Raw genomic sequence first — 19,589 nt, 5'->3', positions numbered from 1 at the left:
GAAATCGCCCGTAACCCGCGAAAAAATGCGCATTGTCTCGGTACTGTAACGCTAGGCTAAGTGGGCATTTACCAAGTGCCTCCTATCCGGCAGCCAATGTCTCTTGCCGATCCCCCTGCGCCCCGCGGCACCTGGCTCACCGAGCGCGAGCTCAACCCGCCATTGCTCACGCTGACCGACACGATGTGGCGGGCCGCCGAACTGTTCGGCGGCGACCCCGAGCTGCGCCTCGTCGCGATCGTCGACGCGCAGGAGCGCCCGCTCGGCGCGATCTTCGAGAAGGACGTGCGGCGGCTGCTGCTCAATCCCTTCGGCCACGCGCTGATGCGGAACCCGTCCTACGGCGCTGCGGTATCGCGTTATGTCCGCGCCTGCCCGGTCGCCGAAATGAGCGACGACATGGGCCGGCTGATGGAGAGCTATCGCGCGTCCGGCGGCAGCGAAGGCATGATCCTGGTCCGGAACGGCCGGGTGCAGGCGACGGTGAACAACCGCCGCCTCGTCCATCTCGCCGCGGAACGCGAAGTCGCGGTAGCGCGGGCACAGGTCGAGCGCGCCGCGCGGATCGAAGCGGCGAGCAGGCGCTTCGAGGCACAGGTCGAGGCCCTGTCGCGCGACATGGGCACGCTCTCGACCGAACTCGAGCAGGGCGCGCTCGCTACCGCCGACCGGGCCAGTGGAGTCGGCGACCGTGCCGTCGCCGTCGCGACCGCCGCCTCGCAGACCAGCGACAACATGGCCGAGATCGCCGCGCGCGGCCGCGACCTGGCCGGCGCACTTGCCGGCATCGCCCACAATACCAGCGACGCGCGCCTCGCGGCCTCCGCGGTCTCCCAGCTGGTCGAGACCGGCAGTGCGCGTACCCGCGACCTGCTCCACTCCGCTCAGTCGATCGATTCGGTGATCGGGCTGATCAGCGACATCGCCCGGCAGGTGAACCTGCTCGCGCTCAACGCCACGATCGAGGCGGCGCGTGCGGGCGAGTCGGGGCGCGGCTTCACCGTGGTCGCCAATGAAGTGAAGCAGCTCTCCACTCAGACCGGCATCGCGGCGGACCGGATCACTGCCCATGTCCGCGAGATTCGCGGCGGGATCGACGAAGTCGCCGCGGGCCATGAGCGGGTCGAGCAGGCGATCGGCGCGATGGCTACCCTGGCCGATGCCGTGGAGGGCGCAGTCGCCCGGCAGGAAGAAGCGACACGGACGATCGCCCGCAACGTGGATGAAGCCGTGCATGCCAGCACCGGCATCCAGCGCGATATCGAGGCGATCGGCGGCACCTCGCTCGACGCCTCGAGCCAGGCCCGGGCGATGCGCGAAGTGGCGGTTCGGCTGCATGACGGCGCCGATGCGCTGTCGGGCCAGGTCCATGCCTTCCTCGCGGAGCTGCGCGTTGCCTAGCCCCTGGCGGTGACGATCTCGACACGGGCTGGCATGCGGACCCGACCGTCCTCCAGATGCCTCGCACAGACCTCGGTCAGGCGGGCATGCGCCCGTTCGCGCACCTCTTCGGGCGCATCCGCCAGCGGCGCGGCCATCGACGAGGATGCGAGCAGGAAGGCCGCAGCGGCAGCGGGGGTGTCACCCGGCACCGGCAGCGAGCAATGCACGGTGCGACTCGCGGCATCGCGGAACCCCGCCCCTTCGAGCAGCGCGATCAGCTTCGCGGGATCGCCATAGCGACAGGGACCCGGCGCATCGGGATCGCTCGCCGCCACGTCCATCACGGAGGCGATCGTCCCGCGGAGCTGCGCCATGAAGCCGACCTCGGCGGCCGGGCCCCACACGGCAAAGGCAAGCTGCCCGCCGGGCGCGAGCCAGTGACGCAGATTGGCGAAGGCGGCAGCGGGGTCCTCGAAGAACATCACGCCGAAGCGCGAGGCGAGCCGTTCGAACGGGCTATCGGGCCGGTATCGCGAAACATCGGCCTCGACGAAGCGCGCGACGTCGCCCGCACGAGCCGTGGCGGCGGCGACCAGATCCGGTGAAATGTCGAAGCCGGTGATCTCGCTGCCTGCCGGCGCGGCGGCCGGCAATGGCGCGGGTGGTGCCGCCCCCGCCACAGGCGATCTCGCCGATCCGGCAAGGCGCATCGAGAGCCAGCGCTTCGACGAACGGCACGTCGATGGGCGCCAGCAGCGCCTCCATCCCGTCCAGCTTGTCCCGCCACAGCGCGCCGCGTCCACTCGCCCAGTCATAGCCAGACTCGGAAAAGGTTTTCTGCATGGGGCGAGGATGCGCCAAAGCGGCACGCGGCGCCAGCGCGGACAAAGAAAAAGCCGCCAAGTCATTGACCTGGCGGCTCTTCTATATGGTGGGCGCGGCAAGGATTGAACTTGCGACCCCTGCGATGTCAACACAGTGCTCTACCACTGAGCTACGCGCCCATTGGCCTGTCGGCCGAAACGGGAAGCGGGCCTCTAGCGGGACTTTTCGAACCGCGCAAGCACCCTAATTCAATTAAATCCGGCATTCTCCGCTTCGAACAACCGATCGACCTCGAGAACGAGGTCGCGCAGATGGAAGGGCTTGGAGAGGACCTTGGCCTGCGGCACCTGCTTGCCGGCCTTGAGCGTGACCGCCGCAAAGCCGGTGATGAACATGACCCGCATGTCCGGCGCGATCTCGCTCGCCTTCTGGGCCAGTTCGATCCCGTCCATCTCGGGCATCACGATGTCGGTGAGCAGCAGGTCGAAACGCTCGGACTCGAGCAGCGGCATCGCCGCCGTGCCGCGATCGACCGCACTGACCGCATATCCCGAGCGCTCGAGCGCCCGGGTAAGGTATTCCCGCATCACGCGGTCATCCTCGGCCAGCAGAATTCGGATCATGTTTCCCCACTCGAAATCAACAGGGCTCCTCCTATACCGAAAGCCCTTAAGATTTTGCGCCCTTATCCTATCCCACGGCATTGCGGCGAGGCCAAGGCGCGCATAGTCATGGCGTCGTGACTGAAGCGACCTTCGTCCGCCATGGCCCCGCCGAGCCGCTGAGCCCGGTGATCCTGTCGGTGCCGCATGCCGGACGCGACTATCCCGAGGCGCTGCGCGGCGCGATCCGCGTCCCGCTCGTTGCGCTGCGCGCGCTGGAGGATCGCCATGCCGATGCGATCGCCCTTGCCGCCCGCCGCGACGAGACGCTGTTCGTCGCCACCCGTGCCCGTGCCTGGATCGATCTCAACCGCGCCGAGCATGAGCGCGACCCCCGGCTGGACGACGGCGCCTGGCCGCACGGCGCGCCGCTTTCCGCCAAGATCCGCTCCGGGCTGGGGCTGGTGCCGCGCCGGGCGGGCAGCGCGGGCGACATCTGGCAGCGCCGCCTGACCGCCGACGAGGTGCAGCAGCGGATACATGCCGATCACCGCCCCTGGCACGCCGCCATCGAAGCGGCACTGACCGCGGCGCGCGTCCGTTTCGGCGTGGCGGTGCTGCTTGATGTGCATTCGATGCCCTCGCTCGGTGCCCCGGGCATCGCGGCCCGGCTGGTGCCAGGCGATCGCTTCGGCAAGTCGGCCGCGGCACGCTTCCTCGGCCGGATCGAGGGCGTGGCGCGGGCGCATGGCGTGCGGACCGCGGCCAACACCCCCTATTCGGGCGGGCATATCCTTGAGCGCCACGGCAATCCGCGACGCGGCATCCACGCGATCCAGCTGGAGTTCGACCGGTCGCTCTATCTCGATTCGATGCTCGACCAGCCAGGGCCGGGGCTCGAAGCTGTGGTGCGGCTGCTGCGCGACATCATCGATGCGGTTGCCGACGAGGCGCTGCCGGGCGCGATCGCGGCGGAATAACGCTCAATCGCGGCGCGCGATCTCCGCTTCAAGCCAGTGGATGCGCTTGTGCCACTGCTTGGCAGCCTTCGCTCCCTCGACAATCGCCAGCCGGCTGTGCGCACGCGCGAGTTCGGCCTCCAGCGCAGCAAGGCTGAGCGCCGCCAGTTCGTCGTCACGGTGCGGAACCCCGGATCGCTTGCCCATGCGACCAGTCTGCCGCGCGTCGAGGGCCGGGGCAACGGCACATAAAAAACCACCTCGTGGTTACCCACGAGGTGGCCAAGGTTCAGGGAGGAGACACGCCCGAGGGCGTGCCGTACGGCTTCGCGAAAGGGGGGACACGACGCCGTACAAGACCAAATATAATTGGGGGGTCGATTAGTTCAAGGGGCTGCGGGCGAACGTTCTCGCAGAAAGATCAACCGTTTCGGCGGATCCCGGGCAGCATGCGCGCGAGCACCTGGTCGCGGAGCAGGAAATGGTGCCGCAGCGCCGCGGCGATGTGGATCACCACCAGCGCCGCCATCAGATAGCCGAGCAGCTCATGCGCCTCGTGCGCATTGTGCGCCACGGCGGGCGTTGCCGGCAGCACCGGAATCTCGAACAGGCCGAACCAGTTCACCGGGCGCGGCTTCTCCGGATTGGAGGAAAGCAGCCAGCCGCTGATCGGCAGGATCAGCATCAGCGCATAGAGGATGAAGTGGACAATGTGCGCCGTCGCCTTTTCCCAGGCGGGCAACAGCTCGGGCAGATGCGGCGGCTTGTGGGTGAATCGCCAGGCGATCCGGCCCAGCGTGAGCGCCAGCACGGCCATGCCGAGCGACTTGTGCAGCGGCATCACGCCCCACGCCCGCGGCATCGCGTCGTGGAACAGGCCGATGATCAGGTTGACGAGGATGAGCGCGGCAATCGACCAGTGGAAGGCGATCGCCCCCCGGCTGTATCGATCGCCGCGCTCGATCATTCTCAGGCGGTCGGCTGCACGAGCTGCGGCTCGGGCATCTTGCCCTGGCGCAGCTGGCGGCCGAAGATGTCGCGCATCAGGCCCAGCGAGAAGAGGTGGGCGTAGATGAGCGGCAGCATGCCGTTCTGCACGATCTTGCGCAGCTGGTCGCCGCGCAGCTCGTTGAGCTTGTTCTCGTCGATCATCATGAAGCCGCGATAGACGAAGGGCTGAGCCGCGCCGTCCGGCTGGATGGTGACTTCACCGTCGATCAGCAGGTCGAGTTCCTTGAGCTCCTTCATGAACTGGCCGGTGCGGGCGCCGGCCTGCTCGAACTGCTCGTTGAACTGAAGGATGTTCTTGGTGGTCTCGCTCGGTTCGCCGTCGACGAACAGCGCCTCGCCTTCCTCGAACGCACCCACGGTGTCCGTGGTCGGGTCGAAGCAGAGCGACAGCTCGTCGCTGTCCGGGCGCAGGCGCGCCAGCAGATACGGATAGCGGCGGATATAGGCCGGGACGTAGAAGTTCGGCTCGTTGAGCGAACCATCTTCGTCGAAGAAGGTATTGATGCCTTCGTTCAGGCCCATCAGTGCAAGCGGCACCGGCTCTTCGCCCTGCGAGAAGACGATCGGCATGAAACGCTGCACCAGCGGGAATTCCTCGACGGTGACGGGAACCGCGTGCTGCTTCGCAAGGAACGGCGCCTTGTCGGCCGAGCGAATCTTGAAATCGGCGTGCTGCTGGCTCGAAAGCGGCTGCAGGTCATTGTAAAACAGAGGCAGCGACTGCTGCGGGGCGGAAGCCATCCTAAATCTCCTGGGAACAAAATGCTGGTATCTGGAATCCCGATTGGCGGGTCTATGGGTTGTCAGCCTCGGGCGCAAGCACCACCAGCTTGCCCGGATTGAGGATTCCGCGGGGATCCAGTGCCATTTTGATCGCCTTTAGTGCCGCGATGCGCTGCGGCGGGCTCAAACGCACCAGTTCGTCACGCTTCATCTGGCCGATGCCATGCTCGGCCGAGATCGATCCGCCTTCGGCCACCACCATGTCATAGACGAAGCGGCTCACCGCCTTGCCGTCGCCCGCATACCAGCTGTCGCGATCGACGCCGGCGGGCGCACGGACGTGGAAATGGACATTGCCGTCGCCCAGATGCCCGAAGCCGGTAGCGGTCACGCCGGGAAAGCGGCGCTCGGCCGCCTCCGCAGCCTCGATCATGAAGCGCGGCATCTTGTCGACCGGCACCGAGATGTCGTGCTGCATCGCCGGGCCGAGTGCCCGCTCGGCCTCGGAGATCGAATCGCGGATGTGCCAGAAAGCCTCGACCTGCGCCTCGCTCGACGAGATCACCGCGTCCTCGGCAAGCCCGCTCTCGAATACCGGCTCGAGCAGCTGCCCAAGCAGCGCGGCGGGAGGTTCCGCACCGGCTTCGGTGGCGACCGATTCGATCAGCACGTGCCAGGCATGTTCACCGGCGAGCGGCGAGCGGGTGCCCGGAATATGATCCAGGACATGCCGCAGGATCTCGCCGGGGATGATCTCGAAGCTTTCGATCGTGTTGGTCCGTGCCTCCATCAGACGCAGCATCCGGAGCGCATCCTCCGGGCTCGCGACACCTACCCACGCGGCCGCGCGCTCGAGAATCGCCGGATGGAGCTGCAGCGTCGCGGCGGTGACGATGCCGATCGTCCCCTCCGCCCCGATCAGCAGCTGGGTGAGGTCATAGCCGCGATTGTCCTTCTTGAGCGGCGTCAGCCCCTCATAGATAGAGCCATCGGGCAGCACTGCCTCCAGCCCCGCGACCAGGTGTCGCATGTTGCCGAAGCGCAGGACCTGGGTGCCGCCGGCATTGGTGGAGACCAGCCCGCCGATCGTGGCGCTGCCCTTGGCGCCCAGCGTCAGCGGGAAGCGGCGCCCCTGTTCCAACGCGGCATTGTGGAAGTTGGCCAGGATCACCCCAGCCTCGACCACCGCGACATTGCCTACCGGATCGATCGAGCGGATCGTGTTCATCCGGCGGGTAGAGAGCAGCAGCGCCGATCCGTCCTCGGACGGGGTCGCGCCGCCGACCATGCCGGTATTGCCGCCCTGGGGCACGATCTTCACGCCGAGTTCGCCGGCAAGCCGGATGATTTCCGCCACTTCCGCGGTCGATCCCGGCGAGAGCAGAGCCGGTGCACTGCCGTGATAGCGGCCGCGCCAGTCCGATTCCCAGGGCGCGATTTCCTGGGCGTCCGTGGTGACCGCCTTGGCGCCAAAGCGCTCCAAAACGGTATCGACGAGCTGCTGCTGCGCTGGTGTCATGGCATTTTTGGGCTAGCACGATGGCCGGCAGTTCATCCACTGTTCAAACCTGGGTCGTACATAACAAACACGAAATGCCGAATCCGTTTTCCGTCGCCTCCAGCCTGCTGCTCGTCGTCGCCGCTCCCGCAGCGGCGCCTGCAGGCGCGCCCGACTGGGATGCGGTGCGGGTGGCGTTCCAGCAGGACCAGCAGCAGCAACAGCAGCAACGGGTGACGATCCAGGTGCCGCGCGTCACCATCACCAGCAGCGCCACCATCGTGGTGCGCCGCGCCCCGCGCGTGATCGAGAAAAAGACCAAGGACTGCGTAAAGGTCCAGGACATTGCAGGCTTCGCCGGCGTCAACACGCAGGAAAGCGTCGATCTGGTGCTGCGCGACGGCTCGCTGCTGCGTGCCAAACTGGGCCGCAATTGCCCGGCGCTCGGCTTCTACAACGGCTTCTATGTGAAGACGAACAAGGACCAGAAGATCTGCGCCGGCCGCGATTCGATCCGCACCCGCGCGGGCCGCTCCTGCGACGTAGAGGCCTTCAAGACGCTGGAATTGGCACGTTAAGCGCCTCAGCGCTTGACTTTCCTCACCAAATCCGCAAGCGCGTGAAGGCTTCGCGCGTGGGTCAGCCACGCCGATTTTCCGGAAAATTGCATGAGCTTTGCCGATCTCGGCCTTTCTGACGAACTTCTGCGCGCAGTGACTGACGCGGGCTATACCGAGCCCACGCCCATTCAGCGCCAGGCCATTCCAAGCGTGCTGATGGGCAAGGACCTTGTCGGCATCGCCCAGACGGGCACGGGCAAAACCGCCGCATTCGTGCTGCCGATGATCGACATCCTCGGCGAAGGGCGCACCCGCGCGCTGATGCCGCGCTCGCTCATCCTCGAGCCGACGCGCGAGCTCGCTGCCCAGGTCGCCGAGAATTTCGAGAAGTACGGCACCCACCACAAGCTCTCCATGGCCCTGCTGATCGGCGGCGTGCAGATGGGCGACCAGGTGAAGGCGCTGGAAAAGGGCGTCGACGTCCTCATCGCCACGCCGGGCCGGCTGATGGACCTGTTCGGCCGCGGCAAGATCCTGCTCACCGGCTGCAGCCTGCTGGTGATCGACGAGGCCGACCGGATGCTCGACATGGGGTTCATCCCCGATATCGAGGAAATCTGCACCAAGCTGCCCAAGCAGCGCCAGACCCTGCTCTTCTCGGCAACGATGCCGCCGGTCATCAAGAAGCTGGCGGACAAGTTCCTGAACGATCCCAAGCGGATCGAGGTCGCCCGTCCGGCGACCACCAACACCAACATCACCCAGCGCATCGTCGAGACCACCTCGATGAAGAAGCGCGAGACGCTGCGCCAGCTGCTCGAGGCGGACAACGTCCAGACCGCGATCATCTTCTGCAACCGCAAGACCACGGTGCGCGAGCTCAACAAGAGCCTGCAGCGCCACCGCTTCCGCTCGGCCGAGATCCATGGCGACATGGAACAGCCGCAGCGCCTTGCCGAGCTCGACCGGTTCAAGAAGGGTGACGTGAACATCCTCGTCGCCTCCGACGTCGCGGCGCGCGGGCTCGACATCAAGGGCGTCAGCCACGTCTTCAACTTCGACGCGCCCTGGCATCCGGACGATTATGTCCACCGCATCGGCCGCACCGGCCGCGGCGGCGCCACCGGCACAGCCTATACGCTGGTCGCGCCGGACGATGCCGAGAACATCGCCAATATCGAGAAGCTCACCGGCCACAAGATCGAGCGCGTGCGGCTGAAGAACCCGGCTGCCGCCGCCGAGGGCGACGAGGTGCGCGAGGAAGCGCCGCGCGGCCGCCGCCGCAAGGCCGAGGACGAGAAGAAGCCCGCGCGCGGCAAGAAGGCCGAGCCGAAGCGCGAGGAAACGCGTCGCGACGAGCCCCGCCGGGAAGAGCCGCGCCGCGAGGAATTCCGCCGTGAAAGCCGCGACGAGCAGCCCCGCCGCGATCGTGGGCGCGACCGCCGCCGCGACGAGCGCGACGATGGTCCGGACGATGGCTGGAACGGCCCGATCCCGGACTTCCTGAACTACACGCTCGCCGCCGAATGATTCGCCGCGCCGGGCTGCTGCTCGCGCTGACCGCGCTGGCGCTGCCCGGCACTGCCCTTTCGCAAATGGTGGCAGCGCCCCGGCTCAAGGCGCGCACGCTCGCCCAGCTACCGCTGCCCCTGCCCGCGCCTTATGATCCATCGCGCGATGCCGGGAGGGACGTGGACGCTGCGCTCGCTCGCGCGAAGAAGTCCGGCAAACCGCTGCTCATCGATTTCGGCGCCAACTGGTGCGTTGATTGCCGGGTTCTGGCCGGCGTGCTCGAATTGCCCGACATGCGCAGCTGGATCGCCAGCCATTTCGAGCTGGTCCAGGTCGATATCGGCGAGTTCGACCGCAATCTCGACATGCCCCGCCGCTTCGGCGCTGCCTCGCTCGAGGCCGTTCCCGCGATCCTGGTGGTCGACCCGCGCACCGGCCGCCTGCGCAACCGCGACGACATTCTCGGCCTGGGGGATGCGCGCCTCCTGCAGCCCCAGCAAATGGCCGACTGGCTGGCGCGCTGGACGCGATGATCGAATATGTCCCGATCATCGAGAGCCCCTGCATCGGGCTCTGCACGATGGACGGTGCCACCGGCTGGTGCCTCGGCTGCGGCCGCACGATCGACGAGATCGCGCGCTGGGGCTCGACCGACCAGGCCGACCGCGACGCGGTGATGGCCGAGCTGCCGGCCCGGATGGAAAAGCTTGAGCGCTAGGCCGCATCAAAACCTGAATCCCACTAGTTCGCCGTTCCCGGCGAAGGCCGGTGCCCGGGTTGAGCGCGCTATCGACGGTGCCGAAGCCTCTCGAACGACATTGCAACTGGGCCCCGGCCTTTGCCGGGGAACTGAAGGAACTAAGCCTCCACGCTGCTCGCCACGCCTTGCGCCTGGTTGCGATTGGCGCACTGGCCCGCGATCAGCAGCAGGACCAGCACGAGCGCCAGGTTAAGCGGCCAGCGCACGAAGCCGACATCGCGCTTCCTTGCCAATCGCTTGCCGAAGAACACCCCCAGCGCGATCATTCCGCCATATACCAGAAGGTACCCGATAACGGTTCCGGCCAGGCGGCCAGCATCATAGGCTGCCGAGTGGTCCACTCCGCCCTCCCCCATTTTCCGTCAGTTTGTGAACGCATGCCTCCGGCGCGTCACATGCTGCACGCGCCGGAGAGAACAGTCAGGCCGGCGCCTTGGCCGCTTCCAGTTCCGCCACCAGCGCATCGTCCTTGGCGCTGGCGCGCTGATACGCTTCCCGGCTGCTCAGCCGACCGAAATAGTCCAGAAAGGCATCGCGCTTCGGCAGCGTGCCGAACATCGTGCCCCAGCCCACCGCCGAGCCAACATAGATGTCCGCCGCGGTGAAGCGATCACCGGCGATATAGGGATGCGCCGACACCGCCTTCTCCAGCACATCGACGGCCAGGTCGTAATTGCCATAGCCGAACATCCGGCCCTGATCGGCCGATGGCTCGAACTTGGCGAAGTTGTTGGTCACCGCCTGCTCGACCGGGCCTGCCGCGAAGAACAGCCAGCGATAATAGTCCGCCCGCTCCTCCGCCGTGGGCGCCAGCCCTGCCTCGGGGAACGCCTCGGCCAGATAGGCGCAGATCGCCGCGCATTCGGTGACGACCCGGCCCTTGTGGACGATCGCCGGCACCTTTCCCATCGGGTTGATGCCGAGATAGTCCTCGCCCTTCATCGTCGTGCCATATTCGACGACCTGTGTTTCATAGGCGGCACCCGCCTCTTCCAGCGCCCAGCGGGCAATCCGCCCGCGCGACTGGGGATGGGTGTAGAAGATCAGTTCGTCTGCCATGGCCTGCCTCCGAATCGTCAGAACATAACGTGAACTCACATTGACCGGCCGTCAAACCGCCTCAGAGCGTGACGAAGGTCGCCAGCAACCGGTCCCAGGCGCGATTGGCCTCGGCGGCGTTGTAGACCTGGCTGTCCGGCGGGCACCAGCCGTGCATCGTGCCCTTGTAGACCTCGATCTCGGCGGGGAGCTTCGCGGCGGCGAACGCGGCGCGCAGCTTGTCCTTGTCGCCGGGCGCGCGGCCGTCGTCATTCTCGGCAATGGCGATCAGGAAGCGCGCCTTCATCGTCGGGACGAGCGCGAGCAGCCCGTCCGCCGCGAGCCCGCCGCCATGGAAGGTCGCCGCGCCGCGCACCCGGGGGGGCGACACGGCCGCGGTGAGCATCACCAGCGGCCCGCCCATGCAATAGCCGGTGGTACCGATGCCGCGCTTCCTGTCGACTTCCTTCTGGCCATCGACCCAGGCGATGAACGCCGCCGCATCGCGCTGAGCCGCCTCATTGGTGAGCAGCGCGCGCCACGGCCCCACCTTGGCCTTGAGTGCATCGTCGAAGCCCTGACCGGACGTGACGAACGGCGTCTTGGTCGAGCGGTAGAACTGGTTGACCGTCAGCACCGCATAGCCCGACTGCGCGAGCCGGTCGGCCATCTGGCGGAAGGCCGGGCGCAGGCCGAAAATGTCCGGCCACACGATCACCGCGGGATGCTTGCCCTTGGCCGGTGCGACGAAATAGGCATCGCAGCTGCCGTCCGGCGTGACGATGGTAACGTCGCGGCCCTTGATCTCCGCCGCGTCGGCGGGAACCGGCAACAGCGCGACCACTCCGGCCGCAGCCGCGCCCGCGCCGAATTCGCGCCGGGTCATCAGGAAGTCGGCGTTGTCGGCGGCGGTCAGGTCGTCACACATGGGATCCCTCCAGGATGCGCGCCCGGCCGTCCCGAGTCGCGGACGCGAGGCTACACGCCCCGCCCCGTCCTGCCGAGGCTCGACAGCGCACCCCGCCCGCTGCCATGCTCTCTGCCTGCAAGGGGGAGGCAGCACATGGATCTTCAGGCCTATTTAGCGCGCACCGGCCAGCCGCAGCCGACCACGCCGGACCGCATCACGCTCACCCAGCTGATGCAGGCCCATCTCGCTGCCTTCCCGTTCGAGAATCTCGACGTGCAGCTCGGCACGCCCATCTCGATCGATCCGGACGCGATCTTCGACAAGCTGGTGACGCGCCGGCGCGGCGGCTGGTGCTTCGAGCAGAACGGGCTGTTCGGCCGCGTCCTGGAGGCGCTGGGCTATGACGTCCGCCGCATCTCCGCCGGCGTGATGCGGCACGTGATCGGCGAGATGTCACTGGGCAACCATCTCGCGCTGCTGGTCAGGCTGGAAGGCCGGCTATGGCTGGTCGATGTCGGCTTCGGCGGCAGCCAGGCGGCACCCCTGCCCTTCGAAGCAGGAAACGCGCAATTCGCGCCCTATGCGGTGGCGCTGCGCGAAGTGGATGGCTGGTGGCGCTTCGAGGAGCGCTATGGCGAGGGCGATCCGTTCAGCTACGATTTCAGCGACGCGCCCGCCGACGAGGCGCTGTTCGCCCAGCGCTGCGCCGAGCTGCAGGTCGCGCCGCAATCGCCCTTCGTCCAGAACCTCGTGGTCCAGCAGCGCCGCGGCGACACCCACAGCATATTGCGCGGGCGCGTCCTCATCACGCGCGGCCCCGAGGGCGAGACGAGCGAGACCCTCCAGAACGCAGAAGCGCTGGTCGAGCGGCTCGACCAGCGCTTCGGTTTGGCGGTGCCGGAGGCGGCGGGGCTATGGGACGCGATCTGCGCCCGCCACGCCGCCCTGTTCCCGGACGCTTAGTTGCTGTTGTTGGTGCGGAACAGCGTCTCGGCGGTGTGCTCGATCGGCGCGGCCGGCGCGTCGTCGCCATGGCCTTCGGCTTCGCGGGCCGCGGCGGTGCGCTCGGCACGGAGCTGCTCGATCAGCGCTTCGCGGTCGCCCTCGAGGCGAGTATCGACCTGTGCCTCGATGCCGGCGGCCTTGGCGGCCTTGGCGACCAGCGCGTCAAGCTCGCGCTGCGAAGTGAGACCCAGCGTCACCGGGTCCTTCGGCACGATATTGGCGATGTTCCAATGGCTGCGGTCGCGAATCGCGGCGATGGTGGTGCGGGTGGTGCCGATCAGCTTGCCGATTGCGCCGTCCGAGATCTCCGGATGGTTGCGCAGGATCCAGGCGATGCCGTCCGGCTTGTCCTGGCGCTTCGACACCGGGGTGTAGCGCGGGCCCTTGGTGCGGCGGACCTGCTCGGGGCCCTTGAGCATCTTGAGGACGTAGTTCGGGTCCTTCTGGCCCTTCTCGATCTCGTCCATCGTCAGCTCGTGCGCACGGACCGGATCGCGGCCGGTGAGCTTGGTCGCGGCGGTATCATCGGCGATCGCCTGGACCTCGAGGATGTGCAGGCCGCAGAACTCCGCGATCTGATCGAACGAGAGCGAAGTGTTGTCGACCAGCCAGGAAGCGGTCGCATGCGGCATCAGCGGCTGGGCCACTTTTCGTCTCCAGAAATAGAAAGGGCCACCCTTCACGGGTGGCCTGTCACGGGCCCGACTTAATGCGAGAAGTCGCGAAGAGCAAGAAAAAGGGGGCGGGCTGCGCAGGCAGTACGCCCATAATTGCCCCCGGATGACGATTATTGCGTGCTCAGGCCGCCGCCCGCTCCCCATGCATCGGATGCAGCGCATTGAGGAACTGGCGCGCGCTGGCTTCCCAGGTGAAGGTCCGGCCATAGGCGGCGCAGGCCGCGCGATCCCGGGTCAGCGCGATGCCGATCGCCTTGGTCAGGTCGGCGTCCATCGCGCCGGTCTCCGGCGTCAGCACATCGATGGGCCCGGTGACCGGATAGCCCGCGACCGGCACGCCGCAGGCCAGCGCCTCGATCATCACCAGCCCGAACGTGTCGGTCTTGCTCGGGAAGACGAAGACGTCGGCGGCGGCATAGGCGGATGCGAGCTCGGGGCCGAACATCGGGCCCAGGAACTTCGCTTCCGGAAAGCGTGCCTGAAGCGAGGCGCGGGCCGGGCCGTCGCCCACCACGACCTTGGTGCCCGGATGCGAGGTCTTCAGGAAGGCCTCTATATTCTTCTCGATCGCGACCCGGCCGACATAGAGCTGCACCGGCCCTTCCAGCCCCTGCATCGCCGGATGCGGCGCGATGCCCGGGTGGAAGTTCGCCAGGTCCACGCCGCGGCCCCAATGCTTCACATGGGACAGGCCATGGTCGATCAGCGACTGGCGGATCGAGGGGGTGGAGGCCAGGATCGCCTGGCTCGGCGCGTGGAACCACTTGATGTAGCGCCAGATCCATTCGGCCGGCACGCCGGAGCGCGCCGAGACATAGTCCGGGAACTGGGTGTGGTACGCCGTAGTGAACGGCATGTCGTGGCGGATGCACCAGCGCCGCGCGGCAACGCAGAGCGGCCCTTCGGTCGCCAGGTGGATCGCCGTCGGATTGAATTCCTCCAGCATCGCCCCGACGCTGGCGACCCGGGCGAGCGCCAGCCGGATCTCCGGATAGGTCGGGCACGGCAGCGAATAGAAGAGATCGGGCGAGATCACGATGACCTTGTGGCCCTGCTTTTCCAGCACCGCGCGCACCGATTGCAGCGTGCGCACGACTCCGTTCACCTGGGGCTCCCAAGCGTCTGTCACTATGGCTATCCGCACGGGTCCGACCTCCGTTGCCGCCGTCACGCAGCCGCCAGTCTGACCCCGGACGCTAGTTCGCTTTCGCGCTTCGCCATCTCTTCGGCCCAATGGAGAATTTCCATCGTACCGTCGTAATGCTCCACGAGCGCGGTGCAACCCTCCACCCAATCGCCGTCATTGTAATAGGCGATGCCTTCGATGTCGCGCATCTCGGCCGTGTGGATATGTCCGGCGATCACGCCGTCGACTCCCCGCGCACCGGCTTCGTGCGCGACGATCTCTTCGAACTTGGAAATGAACTCGACTGCGTTCTTCACCTTGGCCTTGGCGTATTTGCTCAGCGACCAATAGGGCATGTCGAGCATGCGGCGGACGCGGTTCACCAGCCGGTTGAGGCCCATCATCATCTCGTAGGCGGCATCGCCCAGATGCGCGAGCCAGCGGTGCGACATGGTGATCGCGTCGAACTCGTCGCCGTGCAGCACGAGCAGGCGGCGGCCGTCGGCGGTGGTGTGGATCGCCTGGCGGCGGATATGCACGCCGCCGAAGTTCAGGCCCGAGAACTGGCGGAACATCTCGTCATGGTTGCCCGGGATATAGACGATCTCGGTGCCGCGCTTGGCGCGCTTCAGGAAGCGCCAGACGATGTCGTTGTGCGAATCGGGCCAGTAGAAGCGCTTCTTGAGCGCCCAGCCGTCGAGGATGTCGCCGACGAGGTACATCACGTCGCAATCGACATGATCGAGGAAGTCGATGAGCATCTCGGCATTGCAGCCGCGCGTGCCGAGATGGACGTCGCTGATCCAGACCGTGCGGTAGCGCTTGCGCTCGGTGACCGCCTTTTCGGGGATCGACGGAGTCGAAGCGTGGAAGTCCGCGAGATGCTGTGTGTCGAACGGAAGCCTCGTGATCGTGGCCATTTAACCAGCCCTGCAAATGCCCTTGCCTGGACCGGGTAAATGGCCGCGGAATATTACATTTCGAATCGTTTCGACTTCACGCGGATGTCATAGAACTATGCATAATGGGCCGCTTCCGCTCGTCGAATCAGGCGGTTATCGGAATATGCCGCGGATGGGCAGCGACCCGGTCGATCCAGGCGCGCACATTCGGATAGGCCTGCAGGCTGAACCCGCCATCCTCCGCGACATGGGTATAGGCATAGAGCGCGATGTCGGCGAGCGTCAGCCGGTCGATCACGAACCAGTCGCGCGTCTCGAGATGCTCGTCCATCAGCGCCAGCGCCGCCTCGCCCGCCGCCTGCTTGCCCGGCAGATTCGCCTGCTGGACCGCGCTCAGCTGGTCGAAGCCCACCCATTTCGCCCAGAAGCGCAAGGTCGCGACATTGGGCTCGTGGTTATATTGCTCCCAGAACAGCCAGCGCAGCATGTCCGCCCGCTCGAACCGGTCGTGCGGGATCAGGTCGCTGCCATCGGCCAGGTAGAAGCAGGCTGCATTGCTCTCGGGCAGGAAATCCTCGCCGACCTGCAGCGTCGGGATCCGGCCATTGGCGTTGACCCGCGCGAGGAACTCGGGCGTCCGCGTCTCGCCCTGCATGATGTCGTACTCGCGCCGCTCCAGCTTCAGCCCGAGATGCGCGGCGGTCAGCCGGATCTTGTAGCAATTGCCCGAGGCGGCATATTCGTGAAGCACCAGCGCGGCCATCATTCCCTCCCTTTGCCCAGCCCCTTTCGAGCGCTCGCGCATCCCGGGTCCAACAAATTGCGCGCGCCCAATCATAAGCCCAGCTGATCGATGCGCACGCCCCTCGGGGCAATACGCCTACGCAATGGCCCCTAGGCCCGCTCCGCCCTCTATAAACCGAAATGGGGACAATGGAGACGCCGCGTGCACGGCCTGGACAGCATCAGACAGGAACATCGCGAACTGCTTCGCCTCACCGAAGCCGTGATGGAGGCCGCCGGCGCGATCGAACCCAGCTTCGACAAGATCGCCGCCGCGCGACACGCGCTCGGCCAAGCCGGCAGCCGCCATGTCATCGGCAAGCTGTCGACGATCACCCAGGCGCTCCAGGCCAGCGCCGACCCCGCCCACCGCGCGCTCGGCCGCCGCTTCACCGACGAGCTTATGACGCTGCGCCAGAGCGCCAGCGAGCATTACGGGCTGTGGACGATGGCCCGGGTGAAGGAAGACCCGCGCGAGTTCCGCATGGCGGTGCGCAGCCAGTATCGCGCGCTCAAGGCGCGGGTCGACTGGGAAGAGGCCGAAGTCTTCCCCGTCGTCGCCCGGCTGCTCGCCGCGCCGGCGGCGATGCCGGTGCAGCATCGCGCCACCGGGATCAGATAAGCCCGTTCGCCGCGCGCCAGCGCACCGTCCGGCCGTGCCACAGCCAGATCGCCGGTCCCAATTCCATAGCCCCTCCACCAAGGTGCCCGATCCCAAACGCGCGCACCGGAGACGACGGAAATATCTACCCGCCCGAACGCGCCTTTCGCCCGCCGGAGGGCGCCGGCTTGTCGTCCTCATCGTCGGACGAAGCCGCCACGATGTTCTTCGTGCCCAGGTCCGCCGCTCCCGCGACCAGCCCGTCAAGCGTGCCGCCGTCAAAGCCCAGCTCGCGCATCAGCCCGTCGATCACCGGTGCCTGCGCGCGGTAGCGCAGCGCCGCGGCGACCGCCGAATTGGCGAGGTTGCGATCGCCTTCCCCGCCCGCATCGGCGACGCCGGCCGCACCTCCACGCCCGGTGATGCCGTCGACCTGGACGATCTTGATCGAATCGATCGCCTCCAGCGGCTTGGAGGCTTCGCGGATCACTTCGGGCAGCACCTTGAGCAGCGCCAGCTTGGTCTGCAGCGACATGGTCTCGGACGAGAGCAGGTTCGCCGCCTCGTTGATCGCGCGCTGGCCGGCGGCTTCCACTTCGAAGCGCACCCGGTCCGCCTCGGCCTTGAGCTTGGCGGCTTCCGCCTCGCCCTCTGCCTGGAGGCGGGCCGCCTCGGCGCGATCGGACGCGGCCTGCTTCTCGGCATCGGCCTGCACCTTGATGCCGATCGCGGCGCGCTCGGCCTCACGCGCGGCGTCGATCAGCTCGATCCGCTTCTGGCGCTCGGCAACTTCGGCCTCGCGGGCGGTGCCGACGCGTTCCTCGGCGACCACCGCCTCGGCGCGCGCCTTGTCCGCCTCGGCCCGGGCCTGGCTTTCCTCGCGGCTCTTGTTCTGCACCGCGATCTGCTGCTCCTGCCGGGCGAGCTCGAGCGCCTGGTCCTGCGCGATCTTGGCCTGCTGCACGGCGCGGTCCGCCTCGATCTGCTGGCTATCGACCAGCTTCTTGGCCTCGATCCGTGCCTGGTCGGATTCCTGCTGACGCAGCGACTGCTCGCGCGCGACTTCGGCGGCCTGCACGGCGCGGCGCATCTCGACTTCGCGCTCCTGCTCCAGCCGGGCGAACTCGGTATCGCGGCTGATCAGGAAGCTCTGACGCGCCGCCTCGAGATTCTTGGTTTCGATCTGCACGCGCGTGTCCTGCTCGATGTCGTTGCGCGCCTTCTTGCGCAGCTCGATCTGCTCGGTGAGCTTGGTCAGCCCCTCGGCGTCGAACGCGTTGTTGGCGTTGAAATGCTCGATCGAGGTCTGGTCGAGCCCGGTCAGCGACACCGATTCGAGCTCAAGGCCGTTCATCGCGAGGTCGACCGACGAGACCTGCTGCACCTTCTGCACGAAATCGGCGCGCTGCTCGTGGAGCTGCGCCATCGTCATGCCCGCCGCGACCGAGCGCAGCGCGTCGACGAACTTGCCCTCGACCAGTTCCTTGAGCGCATCGGGGTTCATCGTGCGCATGCCCAGCGTCTGCGCGGCGATCGCGATTGCCTGGGCATCGGGGCGCACGCGGACATAGAATTCCGCCTTCACATCGATGCGCAGCCGGTCGAGCGTGATCAGCGCGTCCATGTTCTTGCGCTCCACCGCGAGGCGCACGGTGTTCATGTTCACCGGCATCGTCTCATGGAACACCGGCAGGACGAGCGCGCCGCCGTTGATCACCACTTTCTCGCCGCCAAAGCCCGTGCGGACGAAGCCAATCTCCTTCGAGGCGCGCTTGTAGAGCCGCGCCAGCGTGAGGCCGAGGATCAGCAGCGCGAACAGCGCGATGCCGGCATAGATCAGATACGGAATCATCGAAGTGGCTCCTGCGGGCACGATCGCGTTCATGGGGTCACCCATCCAGACGTGGTAAGTGGAAATCGCCGCGCGAAATCGCGCGGAAGCATTCGCCTTCGCGACGGACGAGCAGCACGCGCTCGCCTTCCTCGAAGACCTGGCCGGCATTGTCGGGCTCGACCATGATGTAGTGGACCTGGCCGTGATGGTCCTCGGCGCGGGCGCGGGCCGGAGAACCGGTGCTGGCGCGGCCGGTGACGATCTGCGCGCTGGTGCCGACCAGCACGTCGAGCGGCACGGCGGTAGTGAAGTCGCGCGGCAGGATCGGCGCCAGCAGGCGCGCGGCAAGGCCCGTGACCGGCAGCGCGGCAATTCCGACCAGCGGCACCGCGGCGACGGTCGAGAGCGGCTCGCCGGTCCAGTCGCGCAGCAGCTGCTGCAGCGCCAGCCCGCCGATCCCGAAGATCGCCAGGAAGACCACGATCAGCATCAGCAGCGGCAGACGCCCGACGCCGAGCCAGGAAAGGAAATCGAAGTGGAGGTCGCCTTCGACGTGCAGGTCGGAATCGACGTCGTGGCCGAAGCCGATCACCTGCACCAGGCCGATGAGCAGCATCAGCAATACCGCGACGACGAACGCGAAATTCCCCTCCGCGAGAAGAAACGCAAGCACCCTGGATCCCCCGATTCGAAGGGGGATGCTAGTTGCCGGAAACTCGTTTCCCTAGCGAAATCGGAACCGTTTCAGGGGGCTAGGGTGTAGAGTTGGGTTTGCCGCAGCGCGTCCCCCTCCCTGCAAGGGAGGGGCTAGGGGTGGGTTAGAGAAGGGCGGGGGGGGGGGGCGGGGGTTTTTTTTTGGGGCCGGGGGGGGGGGGGGGGG

At 67.0% G+C, this 19,589-nt stretch carries 23 protein-coding genes and 1 tRNA gene; 8 read left to right on the top strand and 16 right to left on the bottom strand.

The genetic code is table 11. The features are described from left to right. The first annotated feature begins 96 nt into the window (after positions 1-96). Complete coding sequence (locus tag AAHM44_RS18875) at positions 97-1,401, top strand: methyl-accepting chemotaxis protein (RefSeq protein WP_342250942.1); 1,305 nt, start codon at positions 97-99, stop codon at positions 1,399-1,401. Here the strand turns inward: AAHM44_RS18875 and AAHM44_RS18870 are convergent. The 3 genes from AAHM44_RS18870 to cpdR all read right to left on the bottom strand — a co-directional run bounded on the left by AAHM44_RS18870 (position 1,398) and on the right by cpdR (position 2,831). Beyond that, positions 1,398-2,063 (bottom strand): class I SAM-dependent methyltransferase, encoded by a 666-nt coding sequence (locus AAHM44_RS18870; protein ID WP_342250941.1) that lies wholly within the window; start codon positions 2,061-2,063, stop codon positions 1,398-1,400. The genes AAHM44_RS18875 and AAHM44_RS18870 overlap by 4 nt on opposite strands. A 249-nt stretch (positions 2,064-2,312) precedes the next feature. Then, positions 2,313-2,387, bottom strand: a tRNA-Val gene (locus AAHM44_RS18865). 69 nt (positions 2,388-2,456) lie between these two features. Continuing rightward, positions 2,457-2,831 (bottom strand): cell cycle two-component system response regulator CpdR, encoded by a 375-nt coding sequence (gene cpdR, locus AAHM44_RS18860; RefSeq protein ID WP_269574374.1) that lies wholly within the window; start codon positions 2,829-2,831, stop codon positions 2,457-2,459. 116 nt (positions 2,832-2,947) lie between these two features. Here cpdR and AAHM44_RS18855 point away from each other — a divergent pair, with 116 nt between their 5' ends. Next, a complete protein-coding gene (locus tag AAHM44_RS18855; RefSeq protein ID WP_269574373.1) occupies positions 2,948-3,790 on the top strand; it encodes an N-formylglutamate amidohydrolase in 843 nt (280 codons plus the stop codon). Positions 3,791-3,793: 3 nt separating this feature from the next. On the opposite strand, the gene AAHM44_RS18850 is transcribed toward AAHM44_RS18855, so the two are convergent. The 4 genes from AAHM44_RS18850 to AAHM44_RS18835 form a co-directional block, all read right to left on the bottom strand. Continuing rightward, entirely contained in the window at positions 3,794-3,976 is a 183-nt protein-coding gene (locus AAHM44_RS18850) for a hypothetical protein (RefSeq protein ID WP_269574372.1), read from the bottom strand. 214 nt (positions 3,977-4,190) lie between these two features. Next, the gene (locus tag AAHM44_RS18845) at positions 4,191-4,736 is read right to left on the bottom strand and encodes a cytochrome b (RefSeq protein WP_269574371.1); all 546 of its coding nucleotides are present in this window, start codon (positions 4,734-4,736) and stop codon (positions 4,191-4,193) included. Positions 4,737-4,738: 2 nt separating this feature from the next. Next, positions 4,739-5,521 (bottom strand): SapC family protein, encoded by a 783-nt coding sequence (locus AAHM44_RS18840; protein ID WP_269574370.1) that lies wholly within the window; start codon positions 5,519-5,521, stop codon positions 4,739-4,741. Positions 5,522-5,573: 52 nt separating this feature from the next. After that, entirely contained in the window at positions 5,574-7,022 is a 1,449-nt protein-coding gene (locus tag AAHM44_RS18835; RefSeq protein WP_342250940.1) for an FAD-binding oxidoreductase, read from the bottom strand. 74 nt (positions 7,023-7,096) lie between these two features. Between AAHM44_RS18835 and AAHM44_RS18830 the strand changes: the two genes are divergently transcribed. The 4 genes from AAHM44_RS18830 (at position 7,097) to AAHM44_RS18815 (ending at position 9,791) form a co-directional block, all read left to right on the top strand. Further along, on the top strand, positions 7,097-7,579 hold the full coding sequence (locus AAHM44_RS18830) for a hypothetical protein (RefSeq protein ID WP_269574368.1): 483 nt from the start codon (positions 7,097-7,099) through the stop codon (positions 7,577-7,579). 90 nt (positions 7,580-7,669) lie between these two features. After that, positions 7,670-9,091 carry a DEAD/DEAH box helicase gene (locus tag AAHM44_RS18825; RefSeq protein WP_342250939.1) on the top strand — a complete coding sequence of 474 codons (1,422 nt, stop codon included), beginning with the start codon at positions 7,670-7,672 and terminating at the stop codon, positions 9,089-9,091. Then, on the top strand, positions 9,088-9,606 hold the full coding sequence (locus AAHM44_RS18820) for a thioredoxin family protein (RefSeq protein WP_342250938.1): 519 nt from the start codon (positions 9,088-9,090) through the stop codon (positions 9,604-9,606). Before AAHM44_RS18825 ends, AAHM44_RS18820 begins: the two co-directional genes overlap by 4 nt. Further along, positions 9,603-9,791, top strand: coding sequence for a DUF1289 domain-containing protein (locus tag AAHM44_RS18815; RefSeq protein WP_342250937.1), 189 nt, complete (start codon positions 9,603-9,605; stop codon positions 9,789-9,791). Before AAHM44_RS18820 ends, AAHM44_RS18815 begins: the two co-directional genes overlap by 4 nt. Positions 9,792-9,931: 140 nt before the next feature. On the opposite strand, the gene AAHM44_RS18810 is transcribed toward AAHM44_RS18815, so the two are convergent. The 3 genes from AAHM44_RS18810 to AAHM44_RS18800 form a co-directional block, all read right to left on the bottom strand. Continuing rightward, positions 9,932-10,174: a hypothetical protein gene (locus tag AAHM44_RS18810; RefSeq protein ID WP_342250936.1), complete on the bottom strand. Its 243-nt coding sequence runs from the start codon at positions 10,172-10,174 to the stop codon at positions 9,932-9,934. Between the two features lie 79 nt (positions 10,175-10,253). Then, positions 10,254-10,892 carry a glutathione S-transferase family protein gene (locus AAHM44_RS18805; RefSeq protein ID WP_342250935.1) on the bottom strand — a complete coding sequence of 213 codons (639 nt, stop codon included), beginning with the start codon at positions 10,890-10,892 and terminating at the stop codon, positions 10,254-10,256. Between the two features lie 61 nt (positions 10,893-10,953). Next, entirely contained in the window at positions 10,954-11,799 is an 846-nt protein-coding gene (locus AAHM44_RS18800; protein WP_342250934.1) for a dienelactone hydrolase family protein, read from the bottom strand. 135 nt (positions 11,800-11,934) lie between these two features. Between AAHM44_RS18800 and AAHM44_RS18795 the strand changes: the two genes are divergently transcribed. After that, complete coding sequence (locus tag AAHM44_RS18795) at positions 11,935-12,744, top strand: arylamine N-acetyltransferase family protein (protein ID WP_342250933.1); 810 nt, start codon at positions 11,935-11,937, stop codon at positions 12,742-12,744. Here the strand turns inward: AAHM44_RS18795 and AAHM44_RS18790 are convergent. The 4 genes from AAHM44_RS18790 to AAHM44_RS18775 all read right to left on the bottom strand — a co-directional run bounded on the left by AAHM44_RS18790 (position 12,741) and on the right by AAHM44_RS18775 (position 16,257). Beyond that, positions 12,741-13,433: a DUF1013 domain-containing protein gene (locus AAHM44_RS18790; RefSeq protein ID WP_269574360.1), complete on the bottom strand. Its 693-nt coding sequence runs from the start codon at positions 13,431-13,433 to the stop codon at positions 12,741-12,743. The genes AAHM44_RS18795 and AAHM44_RS18790 overlap by 4 nt on opposite strands. A 151-nt stretch (positions 13,434-13,584) precedes the next feature. After that, positions 13,585-14,607, bottom strand: coding sequence for a glycosyltransferase family 4 protein (locus tag AAHM44_RS18785; protein WP_269574359.1), 1,023 nt, complete (start codon positions 14,605-14,607; stop codon positions 13,585-13,587). A 23-nt stretch (positions 14,608-14,630) separates the two neighbouring features. Next, positions 14,631-15,509 (bottom strand): UDP-2,3-diacylglucosamine diphosphatase, encoded by an 879-nt coding sequence (locus AAHM44_RS18780; protein ID WP_184170069.1) that lies wholly within the window; start codon positions 15,507-15,509, stop codon positions 14,631-14,633. 127 nt (positions 15,510-15,636) lie between these two features. Then, on the bottom strand, positions 15,637-16,257 hold the full coding sequence (locus AAHM44_RS18775; RefSeq protein ID WP_269574358.1) for a glutathione S-transferase family protein: 621 nt from the start codon (positions 16,255-16,257) through the stop codon (positions 15,637-15,639). A gap of 180 nt (positions 16,258-16,437) precedes the next feature. On the opposite strand from AAHM44_RS18775, the gene AAHM44_RS18770 reads away from it, so the two are divergent. After that, the gene (locus AAHM44_RS18770; RefSeq protein WP_342250932.1) at positions 16,438-16,896 is read left to right on the top strand and encodes a hypothetical protein; all 459 of its coding nucleotides are present in this window, start codon (positions 16,438-16,440) and stop codon (positions 16,894-16,896) included. Between the two features lie 124 nt (positions 16,897-17,020). Here the strand turns inward: AAHM44_RS18770 and AAHM44_RS18765 are convergent, their stop codons facing one another. Next, the gene (locus AAHM44_RS18765; protein ID WP_342250931.1) at positions 17,021-18,727 is read right to left on the bottom strand and encodes a flotillin family protein; all 1,707 of its coding nucleotides are present in this window, start codon (positions 18,725-18,727) and stop codon (positions 17,021-17,023) included. Positions 18,728-18,764: 37 nt separating this feature from the next. Continuing rightward, positions 18,765-19,382 (bottom strand): YqiJ family protein, encoded by a 618-nt coding sequence (locus tag AAHM44_RS18760; protein ID WP_269574355.1) that lies wholly within the window; start codon positions 19,380-19,382, stop codon positions 18,765-18,767. Positions 19,383-19,589: the final 207 nt, after the last annotated feature.

Source organism: Sphingomonas sp. OTU376 (assembly GCF_038440415.1).
GTDB lineage: Bacteria > Pseudomonadota > Alphaproteobacteria > Sphingomonadales > Sphingomonadaceae > Sphingomonas > Sphingomonas kyeonggiensis_A.
Note: the sequence above shows the minus strand (reverse complement) of the source record. Positions and strands in the feature narration are given on the sequence as shown.